The organism is Arthrobacter sp. KKT183, assembly GCF_055657625.1.
Window position 1 is genome coordinate 1,853,740 of sequence record NZ_CM145770.1, and the last position, 21,354, is coordinate 1,875,093.

Genomic DNA, 21,354 nt, shown 5'->3' on the forward strand with positions numbered 1-21,354 from the left:
ATGTCTTTCGGACAGCGTGAATATGACCGCACCAAGCCAGAGGTCGATTTCCCCGGCGAGGACCTTCCGGCGGACCTCATCATCAAGGACCTGATCGAAGGAACAGGCCGTGAAGCGGAAGTGGGGGATACCGTCTCCGCGCACTACGTCGGCGTCGCATTCTCCACCGGGGAGGAGTTCGACTCCTCCTGGAACCGCGGTACGCCGTTGGACTTCCGTATCGGAGTGGGTCAGGTCATCCAGGGTTGGGACCAGGGTATTGCGGGCATGAAGGTCGGCGGACGGCGCCGGCTGGAGATCCCGCCGCATCTCGCGTACGGCGATAGCGGCGCAGGCTCAGCCATTGCACCCGGAGAGTCACTGATCTTCATCGTGGACCTGATGGGCGTCCGGTAACGGACCGAAACGCGGGCGGGCAGCAACACCGAATGGTGTGGCTGCCCGCCCTTCGTCGTTGAACCTCTTCGGGAAGGTATTCTTGCCACCGTGTCAGCGAAACGAACGGAGCGCCTGCTCACCTTGGTGATGATGCTCCTATCCACCCGTCAGGGATGGACCAAGGAGGACCTGTTCCGTGAGATCGAACAGTATGAACAGGCGCCCACGCCCGCTGCCCGGGAGAAGCTCTTCGACCGGGACAAAGCCACGCTGAGGGAACAGGGCATCCCGCTTGAGGCATTCACTGAAAATCCTCTGTTCGACAATGACAATGCGTCCATCCGCTATCGGATCAACGCTGAAGATTACCGCCTCCCAGGGATGAGTTTCACTGCCGCTGAGTCCGCGGCCCTCACCATCGCGGCGGGTATGTGGGAGGAAGCCTCGCTGGGTGCGGCGGCATCACGCGCGCTACGAAAGTTGCAGGGCAGGGGAGTAGGCACGGAGACGGTCTCTCCGTCTCCGATCAATGCCCGTATCCAAACGAACGAACCGTTCTGGGACGCGCTTTGGCAAGCCACCACAGGACGCCGAGTGATTCTGTTCGGGTACAGGGCGGCAAGTACCGGGGAGGAGCGGGAGCGCAGGGTGCAGCCGTGGGGAATGGGGAGCCGGTTCGGACACTGGTATCTGGTTGGCTTTGATCTCGACCGGGAGGCAGAGCGCTGGTTCCGCCTTACCCGCATGACCACGCCCCCCGCAACACTGGGCGGTACTTACAGCGTTCCGGCCGGCTTTTCCATGTCCGCTTCGCTCGCAACACTCAAGGCCGAGAATCCTGGCCGACGGGCGACCGTCGCAATCCGGACGGGAACCTGCCATCTCCTCCGGGCGCGGCCCGGCGCACGCTCAACCCTGCACGGTGATGGGTGGGACATCCTGACATTTCCTTACTCAGATGAAGCAACAGCGGCAGGTGTGATCGCGTCCTTCGGAGCGAACGCTGAAGCGCTCTCCCCGGAACCGCTGGTTGCGGAAGTACGACGCCTGCTGACCGGTGCGGCGCGTGCGCTGCGGGACACGCCGCCGTCGTTCTCTCTGGAAGGAAACTTCACGGCACAACCTGCCTCCCGGCCAACCGCTTCCACCGAGGACCGGGTGTTACGGCTGCTCGACCTGGTGCCCTATCTGCTCAACAACCCAGGAGTGGAGGTGGCCGAAGCGGCCCGCGCCTTCAGCATCACCCCGGCTCAGCTGATCAGGGATGTGGAGTTGCTCTTCGTGAGCGGTCCGCGCTTCTACCCGGACGGCCTGATAGACATCCAGCTCGAGGACGGCCGAATTTATATCAGCGACCCCCAGTCGCTGGGCGATCCCATCCGCTTCGGCCTTGATGAAGTCTGCGCACTCCTGGTGGGACTGGATACCCTGATCAACCTCCCTGGCCTGCCCGATCACTCAGCGGTCCGCTCGGCACGGGAAAAGCTCCGCGCGGGTGCAGGGGAGGCAGGGCGCATGAATGACTCGATCGCCACGAGGATCACGGAAGACGAGGTTGCTCCTGTCCTTGCCGCGGTGCGTGCCGGAATCGAGCAGCGGAGACAGTTGCACCTGCGCTACGTCGTACCTGCCCGTGACGAGGTGACCGAGAGGTTCGTGGAGCCTCTCAGCGCGTTCCTCCACGAGGATGCCTGGTACCTGGATGCCTGGTGTCACAGCGCCGGCGGCCGTCGCAACTTTCGGCTTGACCGCATCCAGCGGGTGGAACTGACCGAACTGCCGAGCACACAGAAGGCGGAGACTCCATCCGTGATCTTCGACCGGTCAGTCGCAGATCATAAGGTTGTGCTTATCCTGGGCCCAAGCGCGCAGTGGATCGCGCAATCCTATGCGGCTGAGCGAACAGCGAAGACTGACGATGGCAGGCTTGTCGCGGAAATCAGTGTCGGCACCACCGCCTGGCTACCCGGTCTGGTGGCGAGCCTTGGAGGTGAGTGCAGCGTGGCATCCCCGCAAAAGGAGCGGGAACATGCCCTCAGCTTCATTGACGCAGCGCTGGCCGTTCGAGCACCGCGCACCGCCACCTAGACTTGACCCTATGGAATGGTGGACGTGGATTCTTCTGTGGCTCGCGCTAGCCGCGCTGTCGCTTCTCTTTCTGGGTTTCCTCGCTTGGCGCCTCTTCCGTGGCTTCACCGCGCTCATGGAGGAAGCAGGGCGAGCCTCGGAGCTCTTGGCACCTGATTTCGGCACTGCCGAGCGGACTGCTGAGGAGCGGCGGGTGCCCCTCGCCGTTTTTGCAGCTCCTGCTGTGGTCCGCACCCAGAATGCTGTTGCCTCCAGGACCCGCAAGTGGCAGCGGTTGGAGCGAAGAGTACGGCGGCGCTCACTTCACGGGCAGCCTCAGCTCCTGCGTGACTTACCGCACCTATGACCTAGACTTGAATTCAGACTCACCGAGAGGACATTCGTCATGCAGATCCAGGGTTGGCACATCCTTATCATCATCGTTATCGCGATCCTGCTGTTTGGCGCGCCCAAACTCCCCGGTCTGGCGCGCAGCGTCGGCCAGTCACTCCGTATCTTCAAGTCGGAAGTCCGGCAGATGAAGGAAGAAAACGGTTCCACCGACCCTGATGATTCCGCGCCGGTAGAAGGACGGGTAATGGATCAGCCCCGCCGCGATGAAGCGCCGCGGAGCACCGATCCCCAGCACGGCTCCACCCGCTCCTCGGGACCGGGCAGCTCGTCTTCAACCAGCTGAGCAGGATGCCGAGGGTAAAAGGGCGCAAATCGAACCCCGAGGGGAGGATGGCGCTCAAAGAACATCTGATCGAGGCGCGCAACCGGCTTTTCAAGTCCGCCATCGCGCTCGTCGTGGGGACCGTCGTCGGATTCTTCATTTACAACCCGGTGCTCGAAGCCCTCGCTGAGCCGGTACGGAACATCAATGAGATTGACGGAAGAAATGCGGCGCTGAATTTCGACGGCGTCGGGTCCCCTTTTGACCTGATGATTCAGATCTCGGTCTTCCTCGGTCTCGTGATCGCCAGCCCCGTCTGGCTCTACCAGCTGTGGGCATTCATCACGCCGGGTCTGCGCGTCAAGGAACGGCGCGTCGCGCTCGGTTTCATCGCCGTTGCCGTTCCACTGTTCATCGGAGGCCTTTCCCTGGCCTGGCTGATCCTGCCGGGTGCGGTGCGGGTACTGACAGACTTCACACCGGAAGGTTTCGCGAACCTCATTTCGGTTCCTGTGTACATAACCTTCCTCCTGCGGCTGATGCTCGCTTTCGGTATTGCCTTCCTCCTGCCCGTGGTGCTCTTCGGACTCAACCTCGTGGGTGTCATCAAAGGCAAGCAAGTGTTGAAATCCTGGCGCGTCACCGTGTTCCTTATCTGCCTGTTCGCGGCGATGGCGGCACCAGGCGGAGATGCCATGAGCATGTTCTACCTGGCGGTACCGTTGCTGCTGCTGTTTTTCGTGGCAGTCGCGCTCTGCCTGGTTAATGACAAACGCCGTGATAAACGAAACGCTGCGAGGGACGCTGACATTGAGGCCAATGCGGATAGCGCCTCAAGGATCGACGGGCTCTGAGCCCGGCTCAATTGCAGGAGCCGCGACCCTGCAGAGCTTAGGCTTGAACCATGACCTCCCCAGCCGAGCGGTACCAGGCAGCGCAGGCACGCAACCGGTACGAGAAAACCCGGCTTCACCAGTTTGAACAGACCCTCGGTTTTGAGCTCGACGAGTTCCAACGCGAATCGTGCACGTCACTTGAAGCGGGCAGGGGAGTCCTCGTAGCCGCGCCCACAGGCGCAGGAAAGACAGTAGTCGGGGAATTCGCCATCTACATGGCGCTCAAGGACCACCTCAAGGCGTTCTACACCACCCCCATCAAAGCGCTCAGCAATCAGAAGTACGCGGAGCTTGCCGCGGTCCATGGAGCAGACCGCGTAGGCCTGCTCACCGGTGACACGAGTATCAACTCTGAAGCCCCCGTCGTCGTGATGACTACCGAAGTTCTTCGCAACATGCTGTATGCGGACTCGGATACCCTTGCCGGCCTCGGATATGTCGTCATGGATGAGGTGCACTACCTGGCTGACCGGTTCCGTGGCGCTGTGTGGGAAGAGGTGATCATCCACCTGCCAACCGAGGTCAAGGTTGTTTCCCTGAGTGCAACGGTGTCCAACGCGGAGGAATTCGGGGCCTGGTTGGATACCGTGCGGGGAGACACCGATGTGGTGGTGTCCGAGCACCGGCCCGTACCGCTCTGGCAGCACGTGATGGTCGGTCATGATCTGCTCGACCTCTTCGCAGGGGAGGTCGCCTTCGACGAGGCAGCGGCCGAGGGATCCTCAACCGGCGCGGAGGAAAAATTCGCCGTGAATCCGGAGCTGCTAAATCTGGCCACCACCGAAACCCGATTGAATCAAAGGGCCCGCTGGGGGGCGGGAGGCTCCAAGCGAGGGCGGGGCAACACGAACCGTTACCAGCAGCCACAGGCTGCTGTGCGACGGGCAAGCCGCCCCCAGGTGATTTCTGCCCTCGACAGGGAAGGTCTTCTGCCGGCGATCACCTTCATTTTCTCGCGCAATGGCTGCGAGGGAGCAGTTACACAGTGCCTCGATGCCGGGCTATGGCTCACCACGGAATACGAGCGCGGCGTCATCAGTGAGCGGGTCGAGGAAGCAACCCTCGACATCCCGGAGGAGGATCTGGAGATACTTGGGTTCTGGTCCTGGCGTGAAGGGCTGATCCGCGGGTTTGCCGCGCATCACGCGGGGATGCTGCCTACCTTCAAGGAAGTAGTGGAGAAGCTTTTCGAAGAGGGACTGGTCAAAGCCGTTTTCGCTACCGAGACCCTGGCTCTCGGAGTGAATATGCCGGCCAGGTCGGTGGTGCTCGAGAAACTCGACAAGTTCAACGGGGAAGCCCACGTGAACATCACGGCGGGAGAGTACACGCAGCTTACCGGCCGGGCTGGCCGTCGGGGAATCGACGTGGAGGGTCACGCCGTCGTGCTCTGGCAGTCGGGGACAGATCCCGGGGCGGTCGCCGGTCTCGCCTCGCGCCGGACCTACCCGCTGAACTCCAGCTTCCGGCCAACCTACAATATGAGCATCAACCTTGTCTCGCAGTTCGGACAGTACCGGACGCGGGAGATTCTTGAGACCTCGTTCGCCCAGTTTCAGGCTGACCGCTCGGTGGTGGGCCTGGCTCGTCAGGTCCGCACACGCGAGGAATCCCTCAAGGGCTACGCGGAGGCGATGACGTGCCACCTCGGTGACTTCTCCGAGTACTCCTCGATCCGCCGGGAACTGTCCGATCTCGAGGCTGCCGCATCCAGGGCGGGCAGCCGGAACCGGCGAAGCGCCGCTGCCGCCTCTCTTGAAGGACTGCGCCCAGGCGACGTCGTCGATATTCCTGCCGGTCGGATCGCGGGCTATGCGGTCGTGCTGTCTGCTGACGCAACGCGGGATCCCCGCCCTACCGTTCTCACCATGGAAAAACACGTTCGCCGGCTGTCGGTACAGGACCTCGACGGGCCGGTGGCGGTTCTTTCGCGGATCAGGGTTCCGAAACAGTTCGACGCGCGAAAGCCGAAGGACCGCCGGGACCTCGCTGCCTCTCTCAGGAACTCCCTGAACGACCGGCGCCCGCCCGCCACCAGAGCGCCGGTTGAGTTCCCAGCGACCGGTACCGAGCGTCAGGAAAAGGCGATTGCTGAGCTCCGCCGCCGGCTCAGGGCGCATCCCTGCCATGGCTGCAGCGACCGCGAGAACCACGCCCGGTGGGCCGAACGATGGTGGAAGCTGCGCCGGGAGACAGACCGCCTGGTCCAACAGATCCAGGGCCGCACAAACACCATCGCGAAAACGTTCGACCGGGTTTCCGAAGTACTGCTTGAGTATGGCTACCTTCAGGAAGACGCCGATCAGGGCCTGTCCACCACACCTGCAGGTCAGAAGCTGCGCCGCATCTATGGCGAAAAGGATTTGCTGATCGCGCTGTCCCTGGAGCACGGCGGATTCGACGACCTCGATGCGGCGGAGCTCGCTGCGTTTGCGTCGGCGCTCGTCTACCAGGCTAAACGGGAGGAACGCGGACTTCGTCCACGGATGCCGTCAATCTCCCTTGAGACGTCGATCGACGTCGTTATCCGCCAGTGGTCACGCCTGACGGATATGGAGGAGCAGTACCGTCTGTCGGTCACGAGTGAACCTGACTTCGGCCTGGTGTGGCCGATCTACAAGTGGGCGCGAGGAAAGGGGCTCCAAAGCGCCCTGCAGGGTACCGATCTCGCGGCCGGGGACTTCGTCCGGTGGACCAAGCAGATCATCGACCTCATCGACCAATTGGCCAAAGTACCGGATCTGCCCCCCGGTTTCCGCCGCCTATGCATCAATTCGATCGACCTGATCCGCCGCGGCGTCGTCGCCTACTCCGCCGTTACCGAATAGCCTGCCGGCTCATCTCACTGAAAGTTGCACGCCCGTGTCTGTAAATGATCGAAAGCCCATTCTTTACCGCAACGGTTCCGTCTATAGCGCAGCCGATCCGTTCGCAACTGCGATGCTGGTTACCGGCGATACGGTGGCCTGGGTCGGGTCTGAACATGCGGCGGCGTCACTGGCGGACAGCAGCATGGTGATGATTGACTTGCAGGGAGCGCTCATAGCCCCCGGCTTCGTCGATTCACACTTCCACACCACCGAGACCGGTCTGGCGTTGACCTCCCTCGACCTCACGGAGGTCAACAGCCTGGGTGAGCTGCTGGAGCTCGTTGCCGGCGCTGCCGCAAGTATCCCGGGAACCATCATGGGAAACGGCTGGGATGAATCGAGGTGGTCCGAGCGACGTCCGCCTACAGCGGCAGAACTCGACAACGCCTCCGGGGGCAGAGACGTTTACCTTGTCCGGGCTGACGTTCATTCCGCCGTCGTATCCGCGTCCCTGGCACAGCGGCTTGCCCTCCACACACATTCGGGATGGGACAACGGGTTTGTTGTGCGGGAGGCGCACCTCGCCGCACGGACCGCCGTCCGCAGCCCCGGCGCAGCTGAGCGGACAACCCTACAGCGAACCGCGCTGGATAATGCGGCCGCCAACGGGATCGTTACGGTCGTCGAGATGGCTGCGCCCCACATAGCCCCGCGGGAGGACGTCCTTTCGCTGCTATCCCTTGACGGAGCGCATCCTGAGGTTCTTGCCTATTGGGGGCAGGCAGTGACTTCCGAAGAGGAGCTCCGCTCAGTGCTCGCTGGTTTCGATGGTCGGGTACTGGGCCTGGGCGGGGACCTCAACGTGGACGGCTCGATCGGTTCCCATACGGCGCGCATGCGCGTCCCCTACGCTGACGCGCCGCACTCCAGCGGAACCGCCTTCATGCACGCCGACGACGTCGCTTCCCACCTCGGTGCGGCCACCGCTGCCGGCAGGCAGGCCGGTTTCCATGTCATCGGCGACGAGGGACTCGATACGGTGATCGCCGGGCTTGAGAAGGCCGCTGCGGTCCACGGAATCGAGAAGGTGCGAGCCGCACGGCATCGACTTGAGCACGTCGAGATGGCCGATGACGAGTCCATCCGCAGCCTCGTCCATTTCGGCGCTATTGTCAGCGCCCAATCCGGTTTTGACGCTCTGTGGGGAGCTCCGGGAGGCCTGTACGAACAGCGTCTCGGCCGTGACCGCTATGTGCCGATGAATCGGGTCGGGAGTCTGTTGAGTCAGGGCGTGCCTGTGTGCCTCGGTTCAGATTCACCGGTCACCAGAATGTCACCGTGGCAATCTGTCCGGGCATGCATGACCCACGCCAGCCCAGAGGAGAGAATTTCGGCGCGTGCGGCTTTCATCGCTCACACGCGCGCAGGATGGCGCGCGGTGGGTGCCGAAAACCCCCTGCTGGGCCAACTGGTCCCCGGGGCTCCGGCTTCCTACGCGGTATGGGAGGTGGACGAACTCATGGTCCAGACACCGGACAGCAGAGTACAGTCCTGGAGCACTGACCCGAGGGCAGGGACGCCCTTGCTTCCCGCGCTGGATACCGGCAGTGAGCCTCGTTGCCTTGAGACCGTGCATCACGGTCGTCAGCTCTTCACTCGCGGCGGGCTGGACGCACGGTGAAGACCGACAAATGCCAAACCGGCGATCTCACCGGGCGTGACGCTGACCTGCAGAAACATATAAATTAGCAGGTCAGAGCGCTGTTGACACTCTCACTACAGGCCGTAAGCTTTTAGATCTACGGGTTGAGATCCGGCATTCCGGACAGACCTGACCGAGCCACCGCACACCGTGGACGCCGAAGGGGACGAAAGACGCGAACGTCGCGGATTTTCTTCGTGGTGGAAGGCTTGGTAATCACAACGGGTAGGTTTGCACGTCAGTAGAAAACAGCGCCGATCAATTGATCACTGCTGGCCCGAAGGCGTGTGAACCTACCCGTAACCACCATTTCCCCGTAGCCACATGTCGAGGATGCGCTCCGCGCATCGGCCTATACTGGGAAGCCGGTCCGGATTCTTCGGCTGTTGCGCCCTGCGCACAGGCCCATCGAAAGGTTCATGAGTGCGCGTTGTCACCATTATTCCTACCTACAACGAGCGCCAGTCCCTTCCGCTGACTCTTGACCGGCTACGAGCCGCAGTTCCGGATTCGGACGTCCTGGTAGTGGATGACAACAGCCCGGACGGCACAGGAGCAGTCGCGGACAGGATCGCCGCCAAGGACCCCGCAGTGCATGTCCTGCACCGGCACGGCAAAGATGGGTTGGGGGCTGCCTACATCGCCGGCTTCCGCTGGGCGCTCGAGCGCGGCTATGACGTCCTCGTCGAGATGGACGCTGACGGTTCCCACCAACCGGAACAACTACCTGCGTTGATTGATGCTGTTGCGCGCGCCCACCTGGTCATCGGGTCCCGTTGGGTTCCTGGCGGATCGGTTGTCAACTGGCCGCTCCACCGCAAGCTGCTATCCAGGGCAGGCAGCCTCTACTCACGTACCATGCTGGGGCTGACGGTCCGCGACATCACAGCCGGTTACCGGGCTTTCCGCAGAGAGACCCTCGAAAGCATCGATCTGGCTACGGTGGATTCTGTCGGCTATGGGTTCCAGGTGGACATGACGTTCAGGGTAGCCAAATGTGGGCTCCGCATTGTTGAGGTGCCCATCACGTTCGTGGAACGAGAGTACGGAGACTCCAAGATGAGCGGCAATATCGTCTTTGAGGCCATTGCCAACGTCACCCGCTGGGGCATTGCAGCGCGGTGGTCGGTTCTGGCCGGGCACCTATCCGACAGACCGTAGCCACCGGGAGGCAGTCCCGCGCCCAACATCCAGCGCAGCAGAAGCAGGCCTTTTGGAATACAAGAGAAGCCCGGGAACTTGGTGAAGTTCCCGGGCTTCTCAGGTACCGACGAATCAGGCGGAGCGGCGCTCCCCGCGGCGCTCCCGAAGGATGTTCAGGCGATCCTCGAGAATCTGCTCCAGCTCCTCCATGGAACGGCGCTCCAGAAGCATGTCCCAGTGGGTACGAACGGGCTTGTCTCCGGAGGTGTCGGGACGCTCACCATCCACCAGCAGCGCTTCCTTGCCGGTCTTGGAAACCCATACCGGAGGAATTTCCGCTTCAGCGGCGAAGGTCACGAAGACACGTTCGCCGTCCTCGCAACGGTACTCAACACGCTGGCGGGGTGCCGGCTCAACGCCGGACTCAGTCTCCATGCTCTGGGCGCCAAGGCGCATACCCCGCAGGCTACGGTCGCTCATCTTTTCTCCCTAAACTACGTATGGCATCCTGGACTCCCAGATGCTTCTGCCGCACTCCCTTCGGGAACACAGCACAACGACTTCGACGCCGTGTTACCACAGGTATAACGTCACTCAACCGCCGTCTGTTCCCGGCGGCACTCTCCTTCGGCAAACACTCCACTATACCGACGCTTCTGGAATAGCCCAATTCGATCGGCCAGCCAGCGAACGGCATGATCTCAGCGGAGGAACCTCAGGAGCGGGAGTTGTCCTCTGCAGGAAGGGAAGACCCGGAGTCCTCCATTTCACCGCGCTCCTGCGCGCCCAGTACATTTCCAATTCCCTTGAGTGCTTCCCCTACTTCGCTCGGGATGATCCACAACTTGTTTGAATTGCCCTGAGCGAGCTTCGGAAGTGTCTGCAGGTATTGGTAAGCGAGCAGTTTCTGGGTCGGGTTGCCCTTGTGGATGGCGTCGAAGACTTTCTGAATGGCTTGCGACTCACCGTCAGCCCTCAGAATGGCAGCCTTTGCATCACCTTCTGCAGCCAGGATTGCGGCCTGCCGTTGGCCCTCTGCTGTGAGGATCTGTGACTGCTTGGTGCCTTCGGCAGTAAGGATGGCAGCACGGCGATCGCGTTCTGCACGCATCTGCTTCTCCATCGAGTCCTGGATGGAGTGCGGGGGATCGATCGCCTTCAGTTCCACGCGAGAGACCCGGATACCCCACCGTCCGGTGGCTTCATCAAGAACTCCCCGGAGTTGACCGTTGATCTGGTCCCGTGAGGTCAGCGCTTCCTCAAGATTCAGCCCGCCGACGACATTCCTGAGCGTGGTGGTGGTCAGTTGTTCGACAGCCTGAATGTAATTGGCGATCTCATAGGTTGCAGCCCGCGCGTCCGTCACCTGGAAGTAGACCACTGTGTCGATGGATACGACGAGGTTGTCTTCGGTGATGACGGGTTGTGGAGGGAACGAGACGACTTGTTCGCGCAGGTCGAGGAGCGGAAGCAGTCGATCGACAAACGGAATCAGGATTGTCAGCCCGGGCAGAAGTGTCCGCTGGTATTTTCCGAGCCGTTCGACGACACCGGCGCGAGCCTGCGGAATGATCCGCACGGATTTCACCAGGATGATCAGGACAAAAACGATCAGAACAATCAGAACAATGGTGAGTCCGATTGCGCCTGAATCTGTGAACATGGTTCCCCTTGTTGTGTGAATGGTGCAGGTCCCGTCTCACGACGGGATGATCGGTCCGCTTTCCGCCTGTTGTGTGCCGACGACGACGGCAGTTGCCCCATCGATCCGGGAGACGGTGGCGCGACTCCCGGCGGGCAACGAAGAGCCGTCGGAGGTCCGCGCGGTCCAGGTGTCACCGCCGATCTTGACTGTGCCGGTCACCCCGGTCACCGGTTCCAAGGCGAGGGCTTGCTCACCGATCAGTCGGTCGATATTACTGAGCTGCTCGGCTGAGCCGCTCTTGAGGTGCCGGAGGGCCACCGGCCGAACGAGCAGCACCATCAGGAGGGAGACGACGCAAAAGAGCACGACCTGGATGAAGAAGCTTGCTCCTGCCAGCGCTCCCACCAGTCCGGCAAGGGCTCCCGTTGCCAGCATGAGGAAGAACAGGTCGAGAGTCAGCGTCTCAACCGCGGCCAGGCCGAGCACAAGCACGAGCCATAGTATCCAGGTGTTCTGAACCAGCCAGTCAAGCATCAGTCTTCCCCTCCCTGACGGCACTGCGGCTCTGCAATACGCCCTGAGTGCCTACCAACCATCATGCCAAACCCGCGGAGCGAAATATATAGCCCCGGCGGAATATCCCTGCGCGACATATCCTGACCGGCTAGCTTGTGTGCGCGCGCTTTTGGAAGACCTGAACGGTGAAGGCCGCGGTGACGTCCGAAGTGGGAGGAAGGGAGTCGACGTCGATGCGCAGGGTGTGGTGGCCTGCCGGGCCCATGGCCGCAACATTGCGCACATCGATGGGGGAGAGGCGCATCCCGAACTCCACCCTCCTGACTTCAATCACATCGAAGAATTCCGCCATCGAGGTGGCCACCTCTGTGGCCTTTCCAGGACGGATGCCGAGGAGCCCCGCAAGCTCTGCAATTTCCCGGAGATGGTGTGGCAGCGGAGTGACCACCAGCGCGACCGCCCGGTCGCTGCAAACCCGAGCGAACTCAGGTACATTCCGTGGAGCGAAGATGTTGAGGAGGAGGTCTACGCGCTGATCAGCGACCGGCAGGGGTCTCCAGACGTCACACACCAGGCAGAGTGCATCCGGTAGCTCTTTTGCTGACCGCCTCAACGCATACTTCGAGATGTCCAGCGCGACCGACGCGGAGACGGACACCCTTTCCTGAAGCGCCTTGAGGTAGTAACCGGTCCCCGCTCCGACATCGAGGACCAGGGGCAGGTTCCCGGCGAAACTCTCGGCGGCCGAGGAGACCGCGTTCGCCAGCGGCTGGAAATGCCCGCCCCCGAGGAAGTCGACACGGGCCTGCACCATCGCTGCGGTATCTGATTCGAACTCGGTTCCCCGTCCGGTCAGCAGATTGAAGTAGCCCTGCCGTGCCGCGTCGAAGCGGTGGCCCCGCGGACAACGCAGGAAGCGTGCCGCGCCGTCGTCCATCTTCTTCCCGTGCTGACCGGCGGAATTCACCGTCAACGGATCCCGACAGACCGGACAGAGGAGCAGAGATTCCGGGTAAGTCGGCACCCCACCATCGTAGGTGGACCCCTGCCCATTTTGAGTGTCGGCGCTTCGGAGGCATAGTCTCGGAATGTGAAACCAAACACACTCAATCTTCTTCATTCAGTGAGCGCACCCTCGCTCCACCCGGACACCCAACGCTGCGTAGTCTCCGTAACCCGGCCGGACTACGACGCCGACGCCTATGTCGGTCAGCTATGGGAGGTGCCGCTGGAGAATGGTTCTCCCCGCCGCCTCACCCGCGGCTTTCGGGACAGCTCACCCAAATACTCGCCCGACGGCGCCGCGCTCGCTTTCCTGCGGACATCCGCTGGCGGCAAGCCCCAGGTTTTCCTTACGGACAGCAGGGGAGGGGAGCCGCAGCAGTTGACCGACCGACCTCTCGGCGTGTCCGGGTTTGAATGGTCGCCCGACTCCCGACGGCTGGTGCTGTCCGCTCGCGTGCCCGAAGACGGCCGGTACGGCACGGTGGAGGGAGTGTCCGGCGGGCAGGAGAATCCACGGCTCATCGACGGCTTCAAATACCAGATGAACGGTGCCGGCTACATCGCGGATAAGCGGTCACAGCTTTTTCTCCTGGATGTTCCGCCGTTGGGTGAGGAGCCGTTTGTGAAGCCCGTCGGGCGGGCGGCACGCTCTGGTAAGGAGGACGCGCCGTCAGCTTACACCGAGCCGAAGCAGCTCACCGATGCGGATGCCGACCACTCGGCGCCGACTTTCTCCGCTGACGGCTCGCGCATCCTGTTCAGCGCAGCCCTGGAGCCGGACTCCGCAACCAACCTGCGTTCGGACATCTATTCCATTGCGCTGGATGGTTCCGACATGCAGCGGCTGAGCAACTTCACCGACGAACTCGTCAGCTGCGGTAACCCGGTTCACAGCGAGGATGGCCAGTGGCTCTTCTACCTCGGCAGCTCGCTGTCAACGAGCGGCGTCGACTTCGTGGCGCGTAATACCGCCCTGTACATTGCGCCGGTCGAGGATCCGGCTCAGGTGCGCGTATTGACGGATCCGGAAGTGCTCGACCTCGGGGAAGTCGGCGAAGTTGTCCAGGCTGGAGCGGACAGCGTCCTTGTCTTCAACCGCAGCCGCGGCGCCGGAGATCTGCGCCGTGTGAATTCGCAGGGTGCAATCCAAACGGTGGCGGACGGTGAATACATCGTGACGGGCGCCGCAAGCCGTGGCATCATCGTCGTCACCTACACGGACCCTGGCACCATGGGAGACGTTGCGAGGATCGACGGCAAGACGCTGACACGGCTGACCGACTTCTCGGCTGCCTTGCGCAGCGAGACAACAGTCGTCGAACCGCAGGAGGAGACGTTCACTGCGCCGGACGGCTATCCCGTGCACGGCTGGGTGCTGGTGCCGGAGGGCGAGGGCCCGCATCCCGTTCTCCTCAACATCCACGGCGGGCCCTATGCCCAGTACGGCTGGGGCTACTTCGACGAGGCGCAGGTGTTTCTCGAGGCAGGGTACGCGGTTCTCATGTGCAACCCCCGCGGCGCAGCCGGTTACGGTCAGGAACACGGCCGCGTGATCAAGGAAGCGATGGGCACGGTGGACATGCAGGACGTCCTCGCGTTCCTTGAGGGCGCTGTGGCGAAGTATGACGGGCTGGACGGAGACCGGCTGGGTGTGATGGGCGGCTCCTATGGCGGTTACCTGACAGCCTGGCTGATTGCGAACGACCACCGTTTCCAGGGCGCCATCGTTGAACGGGGCTTCCTCGACCCTGAGTCCTTCATCGGCTCGTCGGACATCGGCTGGTTCTTCTCCGAGGCTTACACCGGCGCGGACCCCGAGAAGGTCCGGGCGCAGAGTCCGTATGCGCACGTCGACAAGGTTCGGACCCCCACCTTCGTTATCCACTCGGAGGAGGATCTGCGCTGTCCGCTCGAGCAGGCGCAGCGTTACTATACCGCTCTGAAGCGCCACGGAGTGGAGACCGAAATGCTGATTTTCCCGGGGGAGACGCACGAACTGTCGCGCTCCGGCACACCGTGGCACCGGCGACAGCGGTTCGAGCACATCCTGCGGTGGTGGGCTGACAAGTTGCCGAGCAAGAAGAATCAGCCGGCTTGACCCTGCGCGCATCTGCGGTGAAGGTGCCTAGAAGTTGAGTGAGCGTTGGGCCAGTTCGATTCCGGGCTGCGCCCAGCGCTCACTGTAAGCTGCGCTGCTGACAAGCGATCGCGTGTTGGCCTTGTCGATATAAATGGCACCGTTCAGGTGATCGGTTTCGTGCTGGACGATGCGGGCGGGCCAGCCCGTGAACTGCCGGGATACATTCTTGCCTTCGGGCGTCAGGTATTCGAGCTGTACCGATCGACTCCGTGCAACCACGGCCTGCCAACCGCTGAAGGACAGGCAGCCTTCAAAAAACGACGACGTCTCCCGGCCGATGGGCGTGTACATCGGGTTGATCACTGCAAAGTAGGGCAGCAGCGGCCGTTCACGGAGTTCGGCAACCTCGACGGGCTGGGGAATGACATCTTCGATGACCGCGAGGCGCAACGGTATTCCCAATTGCGGTGCTGCCAGTCCGACGCCCGGTGCGTCCTGCATGGCCTTGCGCATAACGGCGAGAAGTCCGGCCAGCTCTGAATCATCGAGCTGACCGTCGAACGGGGCGGCGGGGTTCCGCAGCACCGGATCACCCAGTTGGACGATCGGCGGCTGGTCCTGCGCGATAACACGGTGCACCAGCGCCCGGATACTTTCGGGAGAGTGGAAGTTCATCAGTCCATCCTAGGTTCGCCGCCTGGCATGGATGATCCCCTCGGCACACTGTAGAAGGCCAACAGGATGGCGACGGCGTTGATTGCTGCAAGCACAAGAAAAGCGCGTGAGTAGCTTCCCAATAGAGCGGCGAGGCCGGCGCCTGCCCACGGACCGAGTGCCGTGGCGAGGGTGATGGGTGAGGCGACGAGAGCCGTCAACCGGCCGTAATGGGCCGGGCCCCAGCGATCCGGAACAGCAGTCGCGTGCAGGAGGGTGAAGATTCCGCGTGCAACACCGGCTGCGAGAGCGATCAACAGTGCGGCGGTGAGGGTCTCAGTTAGGCCCAGCAGCGCCGTCGTCAGCGTTGTTCCCAGTAGCACCAGTGCTGTCCGGAGACGAAGCGGAAGCCGTTCGAAGAGGCTGTAGCCCAGGCGGCCGAGAACCTGGCCGACGCCGCCTATTCCCAGCGCCGTGGCCGCCAGCGAGGTGCTGATCCCGCGCTCGGTCAGTAGCGGAACCAGATTGACGACGGCGGCGAAGGACGCGAGGGCGGCCAGACTGACAGCCGCTACGAGGGCCAGAAACGGCACGCTCCTGGCGATTTCGTCGGGCTGCCCGTGCGCAATCTCGGGTAGCCCGGGGTGGGACCGGTGCGGCTCCCACGGCCGGCGAAGCCCGAAAAAATGCGCCGGAACGGTGACGATGAAAAGCACGAGCGCGAGGATCAGGTAGGTGGAGCGCCAACCGACGCCGGCTGAAATGACGGCAGTCAACGGCGCAAAGACCGTGCTGGCCAGTCCGCCCACGATTGTCAGAATGGTCAGCGCGCGGGTGCGCCCAACGCTCCACCAACGCGTTACAGCGGCGAACGCCGGTGGGTACAGGACCATGCCCATGGCTGCGCCGGTCAGCACCCAGCCAGCGAAGAACATCGGGAGGTTGGCGGCCAGGGCGACCAGGCACAGCGCGGGCGCGGCGATGAAAGACCCTGCAGTCATCACGGCCCGAGGTCCACTGCGGTCCAGAATTCGACCGACAACCAGTCCCGTGAGCGCCGAACACACCAGTCCGGTCGAGAACGCACCGTTGACAACAGGGAGCGTCCAGCCGGTGGTCGAACTGATCTGTCCGGCAAGAACAGGGAAGGCGTAGAAGAGAATGCCCCAACTGGTGATTTCGGTCAGACATAAAACGATCAGCACATTCCGCCGTGAGACGCCTGGCCTGCCCCTTCCAGACCCCGCCCGCGAAGTGCCGATAATCGACATTATGTCAACTAAAGGATCGGATTCCCTGCCCCTACTGCTGCGGCTGGCCGGCGACGTTGATCAGCCAGGCAACACCGAACTTGTCGGTGCACATGCCGAAGTGGTCACCCCAAGGAGCAACTTCGAGGGGAACAGTCACAGTCCCTTCTCCAGCCAGGCGGTCCCAATAACCGCGCAGCTCATTTTCGTCCTCGCCGCTGAGGGAAATCGAAAACGTATTGCCGGGTGTGTAGTCCATGCTGTTGGGCGTGTCAGCTGCCATCAGCACCATTCCGTTGTCCGCGGTCAGCATTCCGTGCATGATCTTGTCCAGCTCGCTTTCGTCCTCGCTGGCTTGGAAATCACCAAACGTGCTGAGGGTAAGTTCACCGCCGAAGACTGATTGGTAGTACGTCATCGCTTCCCGGGCGGTATCGCGGAAGCCCAGGTAAGGATTCAGGCGGGTGCTCATATCGGTCTCCTCGTGTCGCATCACCGGGGCGACCGGTGCCTCTCGTCGAGGCGCGCTTGCGGTGCGCTCCGTCACCATAGTGCACCACGAAAGGTTCCGCTCCCAGTCCTTTTGCACCTGGTTCTTCGACCGTGCGAAAGCGCGGCGCGAGCGAACCGGTCAGGCGGTTGCGAAGCGACGCGCTGAGCGCTCCTTCGCCTTCGCGGCTTCCTCGTCCCGGTCTTTCGGCGGCGCGGACGTGACCAGTTCCGCCAGGAGTCGCTCGGTGATGAATCCGATTTCCGCCACAGCCCGATCGAAAGCCTCCTGGTTCGCCTTCGATGGTTTGGTGGTACCGCTGATTTTCCGGACGTACTGCAGCGCAGCCGCATGAACCTCGTCGCTGGTTGCTGACGGTTCAAAATTATGGAGTGTTCTGATGTTCCTGCACATGGTTCAAGGGTAGATCGAGTCTCTTCGCTATGGAACAGGCGGGCATGCAACTGCCCTGACACCCCGGCGTTGCGTGCAGGCGGTGTCTCGCTTCCGGAGCCAGTAGGCTGACATCATGACGAGCGTAAGTTCCGGCCGCGGGGCTGCCAACAGTCGGGGGTACGCATCCTGGCTGACCACCGACGTCGTGTTGATTTCCCTCTTCGCGCTTCTCGGACACCTCTCCCACTATGGTGCGCTTTCCGCCTCCGGCATTACTCGTACAGCACTCCCCTTCCTCATTGCCTATTTCGTCACGACGGCGATTTTGCGTCCATGGCACCGGCCCCTTGCGCTGTTGTGCACTGCAGTCCCGCTATGGCTGGGAACGGCAGCCGGCGGTCTGGCGCTACGGGTGCTTCTCGGTGATGGTGCGGCTTTGTCGTTCCAGATTGTCGCGCTCGGCGTATTGGGACTGTTCCTGATTGCCCCTCGCGCCGGTGTACGGCTGATGCAGCGCCGTCGTCCTCAACCACAACCCACAACGGACACCAGTCGAAACCAAGGAGCACCCAGATGATCAGTGCGTTCGTACTCATCCAGACCGACGCCAGCCGTATCCCCGAGTGCGCGCAGGAAATTTCTGAACTCGAGGGCATCAGCGAGGTGTACTCAGTCACCGGCGAATGGGACCTCATTGCCATTGCGCGGGTGAACCGCCACGAAGATCTCGCGGACGTAATTGCCGACCGGTTGTCAAAAGTGGAGGGCGTCGAATCGACCACCACCCAGATTGCGTTTCGGTCCTACTCGAAGCATGATCTCGACGCCGCCTTCTCCCTCGGTTTCGAGGGCTAAGCACTCGCTTATGAGCTGGTGACCGCTATCCAGCGGTCCAACGCTGCCTGGGCCGCGCCAGAATCGATCGACTGCTCTGCGCGGCGCATATTTGCTCGAATCCGCTCAACAAGCGGAGCCGAGTGCTCAGTGTCCAGCGCAGTCAGTCCCGCTGCCGCATTGAGGACGACGGCGTCGCGCACCGGCCCCTTCTCCCCCGCCAGTACGGCGCGAACCACCTTCGCGTTGCTTTGGGCGTCTGAACCCCGCAGAGCCTCGACAGCCGCTTCCGGCAGATCGAAATCACCCGGATGGACGGTGTGCTCGGCGACGGCCCCGCCGCGCACCTCCCAGACGGTGGATGATCCGCTCGTCGTCAGCTTGTCGCGGCCGTCGCTGCCCCGGAAAACCAGCGCCCGGACTCCCCGGGCTGCGAGAACACCCGCCATGAGCGGCGCCATCCGTTCACTGGCGCAACCCAGTGCCTGCGCTTCGACTCCGGCCGGATTGCTGAGCGGACCCAGGAAATTGAAGGCGGTAGGGACACCGAGTTCCCTGCGCGGTACTGCAACGTGGCGCATCGACGGGTGAAAGACCTGCGCAAAACAGAAGGTGATATTGGCTTGCTCCGCCGAGCGCGCTACGTCACTGATAGACAAGTCAAGCCGCACCCCCAGCGCCTCGATGACATCAGCTGCACCCGAGGAAGAGGAGGCACCGCGATTCCCGTGCTTGACTACCCTGGCACCGGCACCAACGGCCACCAGCGAGGACATGGTCGAGATATTGAGCGTGTTCAGGCCGTCTCCGCCGGTTCCCACGATGTCCAGGGCAGGACCTGGCACGTCTATAGTGTGAGCACGCGAGAGCATCGCCTCGACGAGGCCCACCAGTTCCTCAACAGATTCCCCCTTTGCTCGCAGGCCAATCAGGAATCCGGCGACCTGTGCATGCGAGGCGAGTCCTTCCATAATGGAATCCATTGCCCAACGGGTCTGCGGCGCAGTGAGATCCTCTCCCTCGATGAGCTTCGAGATCAGCTGCGGCCAGCTGGTTGCGGGGGCTTCTGGAGCAGGAATCGCAGTCACTCCCCTAGGTTATCTACGAATTGTAGAAACTCATCACGGTGTTACTCCCGCGCCGTTACAGGCAACTCTCGCATCCGCACATATGAGCTGGGCACGCCGAGGCCGTTTCGCATTGGTGAAGTGGGATCTTTTAGAGACATAATGTCAGAGTGACGACAGCGACCCATGCCCCCAGCTCCACTGCGCATCCAACACTCAACCGGCCAAACATGGTGTCGGTAGGCACCGTTGTATGGCTTTCCAGTGAACTTATGTTCTTTGCCGGACTCTTCGCCATGTACTTCACATTGCGCTCCACGTCCGGCGAACTCTGGGCTGCCGAGACGGAGAAGCTGAATGTACCTTTTGCGCTGATCAACACCATCATTCTGGTTTCGAGCTCGTTCACCTGCCAGATGGGTGTGTTCGCCGCCGAGCGGCTCCAGCCCCGCAGGGCGGGTGGAGTGTTCAACATCGCCAAGTGGGGCATGGTCGAGTGGTACCTGCTGACCTTCCTCATGGGCGCAGTGTTCGTGGCAGTGCAGGCATATGAGTACGCAGAATTGGTCGCCGAAGGGATCACCCTTTCCGCCAATGCCTATGGATCGTCGTTCTACATCACCACCGGTTTCCACGGCCTGCACGTCATCGGCGGTCTGATCGCCTTTCTCTTCATTATTGGACGCGCCTACGCGGCCAAACGGTTCGGACACTTTGAAGCGACGTCGGCGATTGTCACTTCGTACTACTGGCACTTCGTCGACGTGGTGTGGATCGGACTGTTCATCATCATCTACTTCTTGAAGTAGATTGCTCTTGAACCCTTTTCTACCCGGTGTAGAATTAGCGTGGCGGTCGCGAGGGTGGCTGACACCAATCGTGTACCGTACCGAAGCAATACAGAAGGCAGGAAACAGGACGTGAAGGCACTTTCGCAGAGGCGGCGTCACCCCCTGGCAGCAATAGCGCTGCTGCTCATGGGATTGTTGCTAACAGGTGGCATCTATGCCGTCGCTAGCAACGCGAACGAGGCCAAGGCACAAACCACTTTCTCAGCCAGTGATATTGAAGAAGGCGAAAAACTTTTCGTCGCAAATTGCGCAACGTGCCACGGCATGGGAGCGGCCGGCACTGAAGACGGGCCCTCGCTGGTCGGCGTGGGAGCCGCAGCAGTTGACTTCCAGGTTGGCACCGGGCGTATGCCGCTTCAAATGCAGGGCCCGCAGGCGCTTCAGAAGCCGGTTCAGTTCACCGATGAGCAGATCCGGCAGATGTCCGCCTACGTCGCCTCGCTGGGCGCAGGTCCTGCAATTCCCGGCGAGGAAGAGCTCGACCTGGAAGGTGCCGACCCCGCTGCCGGCGGTGAACTTTTCCGAGTGAACTGCGCAATGTGCCATAACGCTGCCGCTGCTGGTGGAGCGTTGACTCGGGGCAAGTTCGCTCCGGCGCTCGAAGGCGTGACGGACAAGCACATCTACGAAGCGATGATCACCGGGCCGCAGAACATGCCGGTTTTCAGCGACGCGAACATCACCCCTGAGGGCAAGCAGGACATCATCGCGTTCCTCAACATCATCGAAGAGCAGGGTTCCCCCGGCGGCGCGGACCTTGGTTCCCTAGGACCGGTGTCAGAAGGACTGTTCATCTGGGTTGCTGGGCTCGGAGTGATAATCGCGTTCACAGTCTGGCTGACCTCCCGCTCCTCGTAGCGAGCGGCCACAGCACTAAACCAAGGACACAGGATT

The 21,354-nt window shown here is 62.1% G+C and carries 22 protein-coding genes; 13 read left to right on the forward strand and 9 right to left on the reverse strand.

The features are described 5' to 3' along the window. The 8 genes from ACZ2GY_RS08860 to ACZ2GY_RS08895 all read left to right on the forward strand — a co-directional run bounded on the left by ACZ2GY_RS08860 (window position 1) and on the right by ACZ2GY_RS08895 (window position 9,690). A complete protein-coding gene (locus ACZ2GY_RS08860) occupies window positions 1-396 on the forward strand; it encodes an FKBP-type peptidyl-prolyl cis-trans isomerase (protein ID WP_277357127.1) in 396 nt (131 codons plus the stop codon). A gap of 90 nt (window positions 397-486) precedes the next feature. Next, a complete protein-coding gene (locus ACZ2GY_RS08865) occupies window positions 487-2,466 on the forward strand; it encodes a helix-turn-helix transcriptional regulator (protein ID WP_471671710.1) in 1,980 nt (659 codons plus the stop codon). Between the two features lie 10 nt (window positions 2,467-2,476). Next, the gene (locus tag ACZ2GY_RS08870) at window positions 2,477-2,812 is read left to right on the forward strand and encodes a hypothetical protein (protein ID WP_277357125.1); all 336 of its coding nucleotides are present in this window, start codon (window positions 2,477-2,479) and stop codon (window positions 2,810-2,812) included. Window positions 2,813-2,851: 39 nt separating this feature from the next. Next, window positions 2,852-3,142: a Sec-independent protein translocase subunit TatA gene (gene tatA / locus ACZ2GY_RS08875; RefSeq protein WP_277357124.1), complete on the forward strand. Its 291-nt coding sequence runs from the start codon at window positions 2,852-2,854 to the stop codon at window positions 3,140-3,142. A 5-nt stretch (window positions 3,143-3,147) separates the two neighbouring features. Further along, complete coding sequence (tatC, locus tag ACZ2GY_RS08880) at window positions 3,148-3,975, forward strand: twin-arginine translocase subunit TatC (protein WP_056549555.1); 828 nt, start codon at window positions 3,148-3,150, stop codon at window positions 3,973-3,975. Window positions 3,976-4,025: 50 nt separating this feature from the next. Beyond that, window positions 4,026-6,845: a DEAD/DEAH box helicase gene (locus ACZ2GY_RS08885; RefSeq protein ID WP_471671711.1), complete on the forward strand. Its 2,820-nt coding sequence runs from the start codon at window positions 4,026-4,028 to the stop codon at window positions 6,843-6,845. Window positions 6,846-6,879: 34 nt separating this feature from the next. Continuing rightward, the gene (locus ACZ2GY_RS08890; RefSeq protein ID WP_471671712.1) at window positions 6,880-8,508 is read left to right on the forward strand and encodes an amidohydrolase; all 1,629 of its coding nucleotides are present in this window, start codon (window positions 6,880-6,882) and stop codon (window positions 8,506-8,508) included. A 444-nt stretch (window positions 8,509-8,952) separates the two neighbouring features. Further along, window positions 8,953-9,690: a polyprenol monophosphomannose synthase gene (locus ACZ2GY_RS08895; protein WP_471671713.1), complete on the forward strand. Its 738-nt coding sequence runs from the start codon at window positions 8,953-8,955 to the stop codon at window positions 9,688-9,690. Window positions 9,691-9,804: 114 nt separating this feature from the next. On the opposite strand, the gene ACZ2GY_RS08900 is transcribed toward ACZ2GY_RS08895, so the two are convergent. From ACZ2GY_RS08900 to ACZ2GY_RS08915, 4 genes are all read right to left on the reverse strand, one after another. Next, complete coding sequence (locus ACZ2GY_RS08900) at window positions 9,805-10,152, reverse strand: RNA polymerase-binding protein RbpA (protein ID WP_056549551.1); 348 nt, start codon at window positions 10,150-10,152, stop codon at window positions 9,805-9,807. 235 nt (window positions 10,153-10,387) lie between these two features. Next, window positions 10,388-11,335, reverse strand: coding sequence for an SPFH domain-containing protein (locus ACZ2GY_RS08905; RefSeq protein WP_056549550.1), 948 nt, complete (start codon window positions 11,333-11,335; stop codon window positions 10,388-10,390). A gap of 36 nt (window positions 11,336-11,371) precedes the next feature. Next, entirely contained in the window at window positions 11,372-11,851 is a 480-nt protein-coding gene (locus ACZ2GY_RS08910) for an NfeD family protein (RefSeq protein ID WP_277357120.1), read from the reverse strand. 130 nt (window positions 11,852-11,981) lie between these two features. Continuing rightward, on the reverse strand, window positions 11,982-12,800 hold the full coding sequence (locus tag ACZ2GY_RS08915; RefSeq protein WP_471671714.1) for a methyltransferase domain-containing protein: 819 nt from the start codon (window positions 12,798-12,800) through the stop codon (window positions 11,982-11,984). Window positions 12,801-12,956: 156 nt separating this feature from the next. Between ACZ2GY_RS08915 and ACZ2GY_RS08920 the strand changes: the two genes are divergently transcribed. Next, window positions 12,957-14,936: a S9 family peptidase gene (locus ACZ2GY_RS08920; RefSeq protein ID WP_471671715.1), complete on the forward strand. Its 1,980-nt coding sequence runs from the start codon at window positions 12,957-12,959 to the stop codon at window positions 14,934-14,936. Between the two features lie 27 nt (window positions 14,937-14,963). Here the strand turns inward: ACZ2GY_RS08920 and ACZ2GY_RS08925 are convergent, their stop codons facing one another. The 4 genes from ACZ2GY_RS08925 to ACZ2GY_RS08940 all read right to left on the reverse strand — a co-directional run bounded on the left by ACZ2GY_RS08925 (window position 14,964) and on the right by ACZ2GY_RS08940 (window position 17,726). After that, window positions 14,964-15,593 carry a peptide deformylase gene (locus tag ACZ2GY_RS08925; RefSeq protein ID WP_471671716.1) on the reverse strand — a complete coding sequence of 210 codons (630 nt, stop codon included), beginning with the start codon at window positions 15,591-15,593 and terminating at the stop codon, window positions 14,964-14,966. Beyond that, window positions 15,593-16,777, reverse strand: coding sequence for an MFS transporter (locus ACZ2GY_RS08930; protein WP_277357116.1), 1,185 nt, complete (start codon window positions 16,775-16,777; stop codon window positions 15,593-15,595). The genes ACZ2GY_RS08925 and ACZ2GY_RS08930 overlap by 1 nt, the downstream gene beginning before the upstream one ends. Window positions 16,778-16,874: 97 nt before the next feature. Continuing rightward, the gene (locus ACZ2GY_RS08935) at window positions 16,875-17,294 is read right to left on the reverse strand and encodes a VOC family protein (RefSeq protein WP_277357115.1); all 420 of its coding nucleotides are present in this window, start codon (window positions 17,292-17,294) and stop codon (window positions 16,875-16,877) included. A 159-nt stretch (window positions 17,295-17,453) separates the two neighbouring features. Further along, window positions 17,454-17,726 (reverse strand): DUF2277 domain-containing protein, encoded by a 273-nt coding sequence (locus ACZ2GY_RS08940; protein ID WP_277357114.1) that lies wholly within the window; start codon window positions 17,724-17,726, stop codon window positions 17,454-17,456. Between the two features lie 115 nt (window positions 17,727-17,841). On the opposite strand from ACZ2GY_RS08940, the gene ACZ2GY_RS08945 reads away from it, so the two are divergent. Continuing rightward, window positions 17,842-18,285 carry a DUF3054 domain-containing protein gene (locus ACZ2GY_RS08945; protein ID WP_346028262.1) on the forward strand — a complete coding sequence of 148 codons (444 nt, stop codon included), beginning with the start codon at window positions 17,842-17,844 and terminating at the stop codon, window positions 18,283-18,285. Beyond that, on the forward strand, window positions 18,282-18,563 hold the full coding sequence (locus tag ACZ2GY_RS08950; RefSeq protein WP_056549538.1) for an Lrp/AsnC family transcriptional regulator: 282 nt from the start codon (window positions 18,282-18,284) through the stop codon (window positions 18,561-18,563). Before ACZ2GY_RS08945 ends, ACZ2GY_RS08950 begins: the two co-directional genes overlap by 4 nt. Window positions 18,564-18,571: 8 nt before the next feature. On the opposite strand, the gene trpD is transcribed toward ACZ2GY_RS08950, so the two are convergent. Continuing rightward, window positions 18,572-19,630, reverse strand: coding sequence for an anthranilate phosphoribosyltransferase (trpD, locus tag ACZ2GY_RS08955; protein ID WP_346028261.1), 1,059 nt, complete (start codon window positions 19,628-19,630; stop codon window positions 18,572-18,574). Between the two features lie 149 nt (window positions 19,631-19,779). Here trpD and ctaE point away from each other — a divergent pair, with 149 nt between their 5' ends. Next, the gene (gene ctaE / locus ACZ2GY_RS08960; RefSeq protein ID WP_082566157.1) at window positions 19,780-20,418 is read left to right on the forward strand and encodes an aa3-type cytochrome oxidase subunit III; all 639 of its coding nucleotides are present in this window, start codon (window positions 19,780-19,782) and stop codon (window positions 20,416-20,418) included. A 111-nt stretch (window positions 20,419-20,529) separates the two neighbouring features. Beyond that, window positions 20,530-21,318: a cytochrome bc1 complex diheme cytochrome c subunit gene (gene qcrC / locus ACZ2GY_RS08965; protein ID WP_056549531.1), complete on the forward strand. Its 789-nt coding sequence runs from the start codon at window positions 20,530-20,532 to the stop codon at window positions 21,316-21,318. Window positions 21,319-21,354 lie beyond the last annotated feature (36 nt).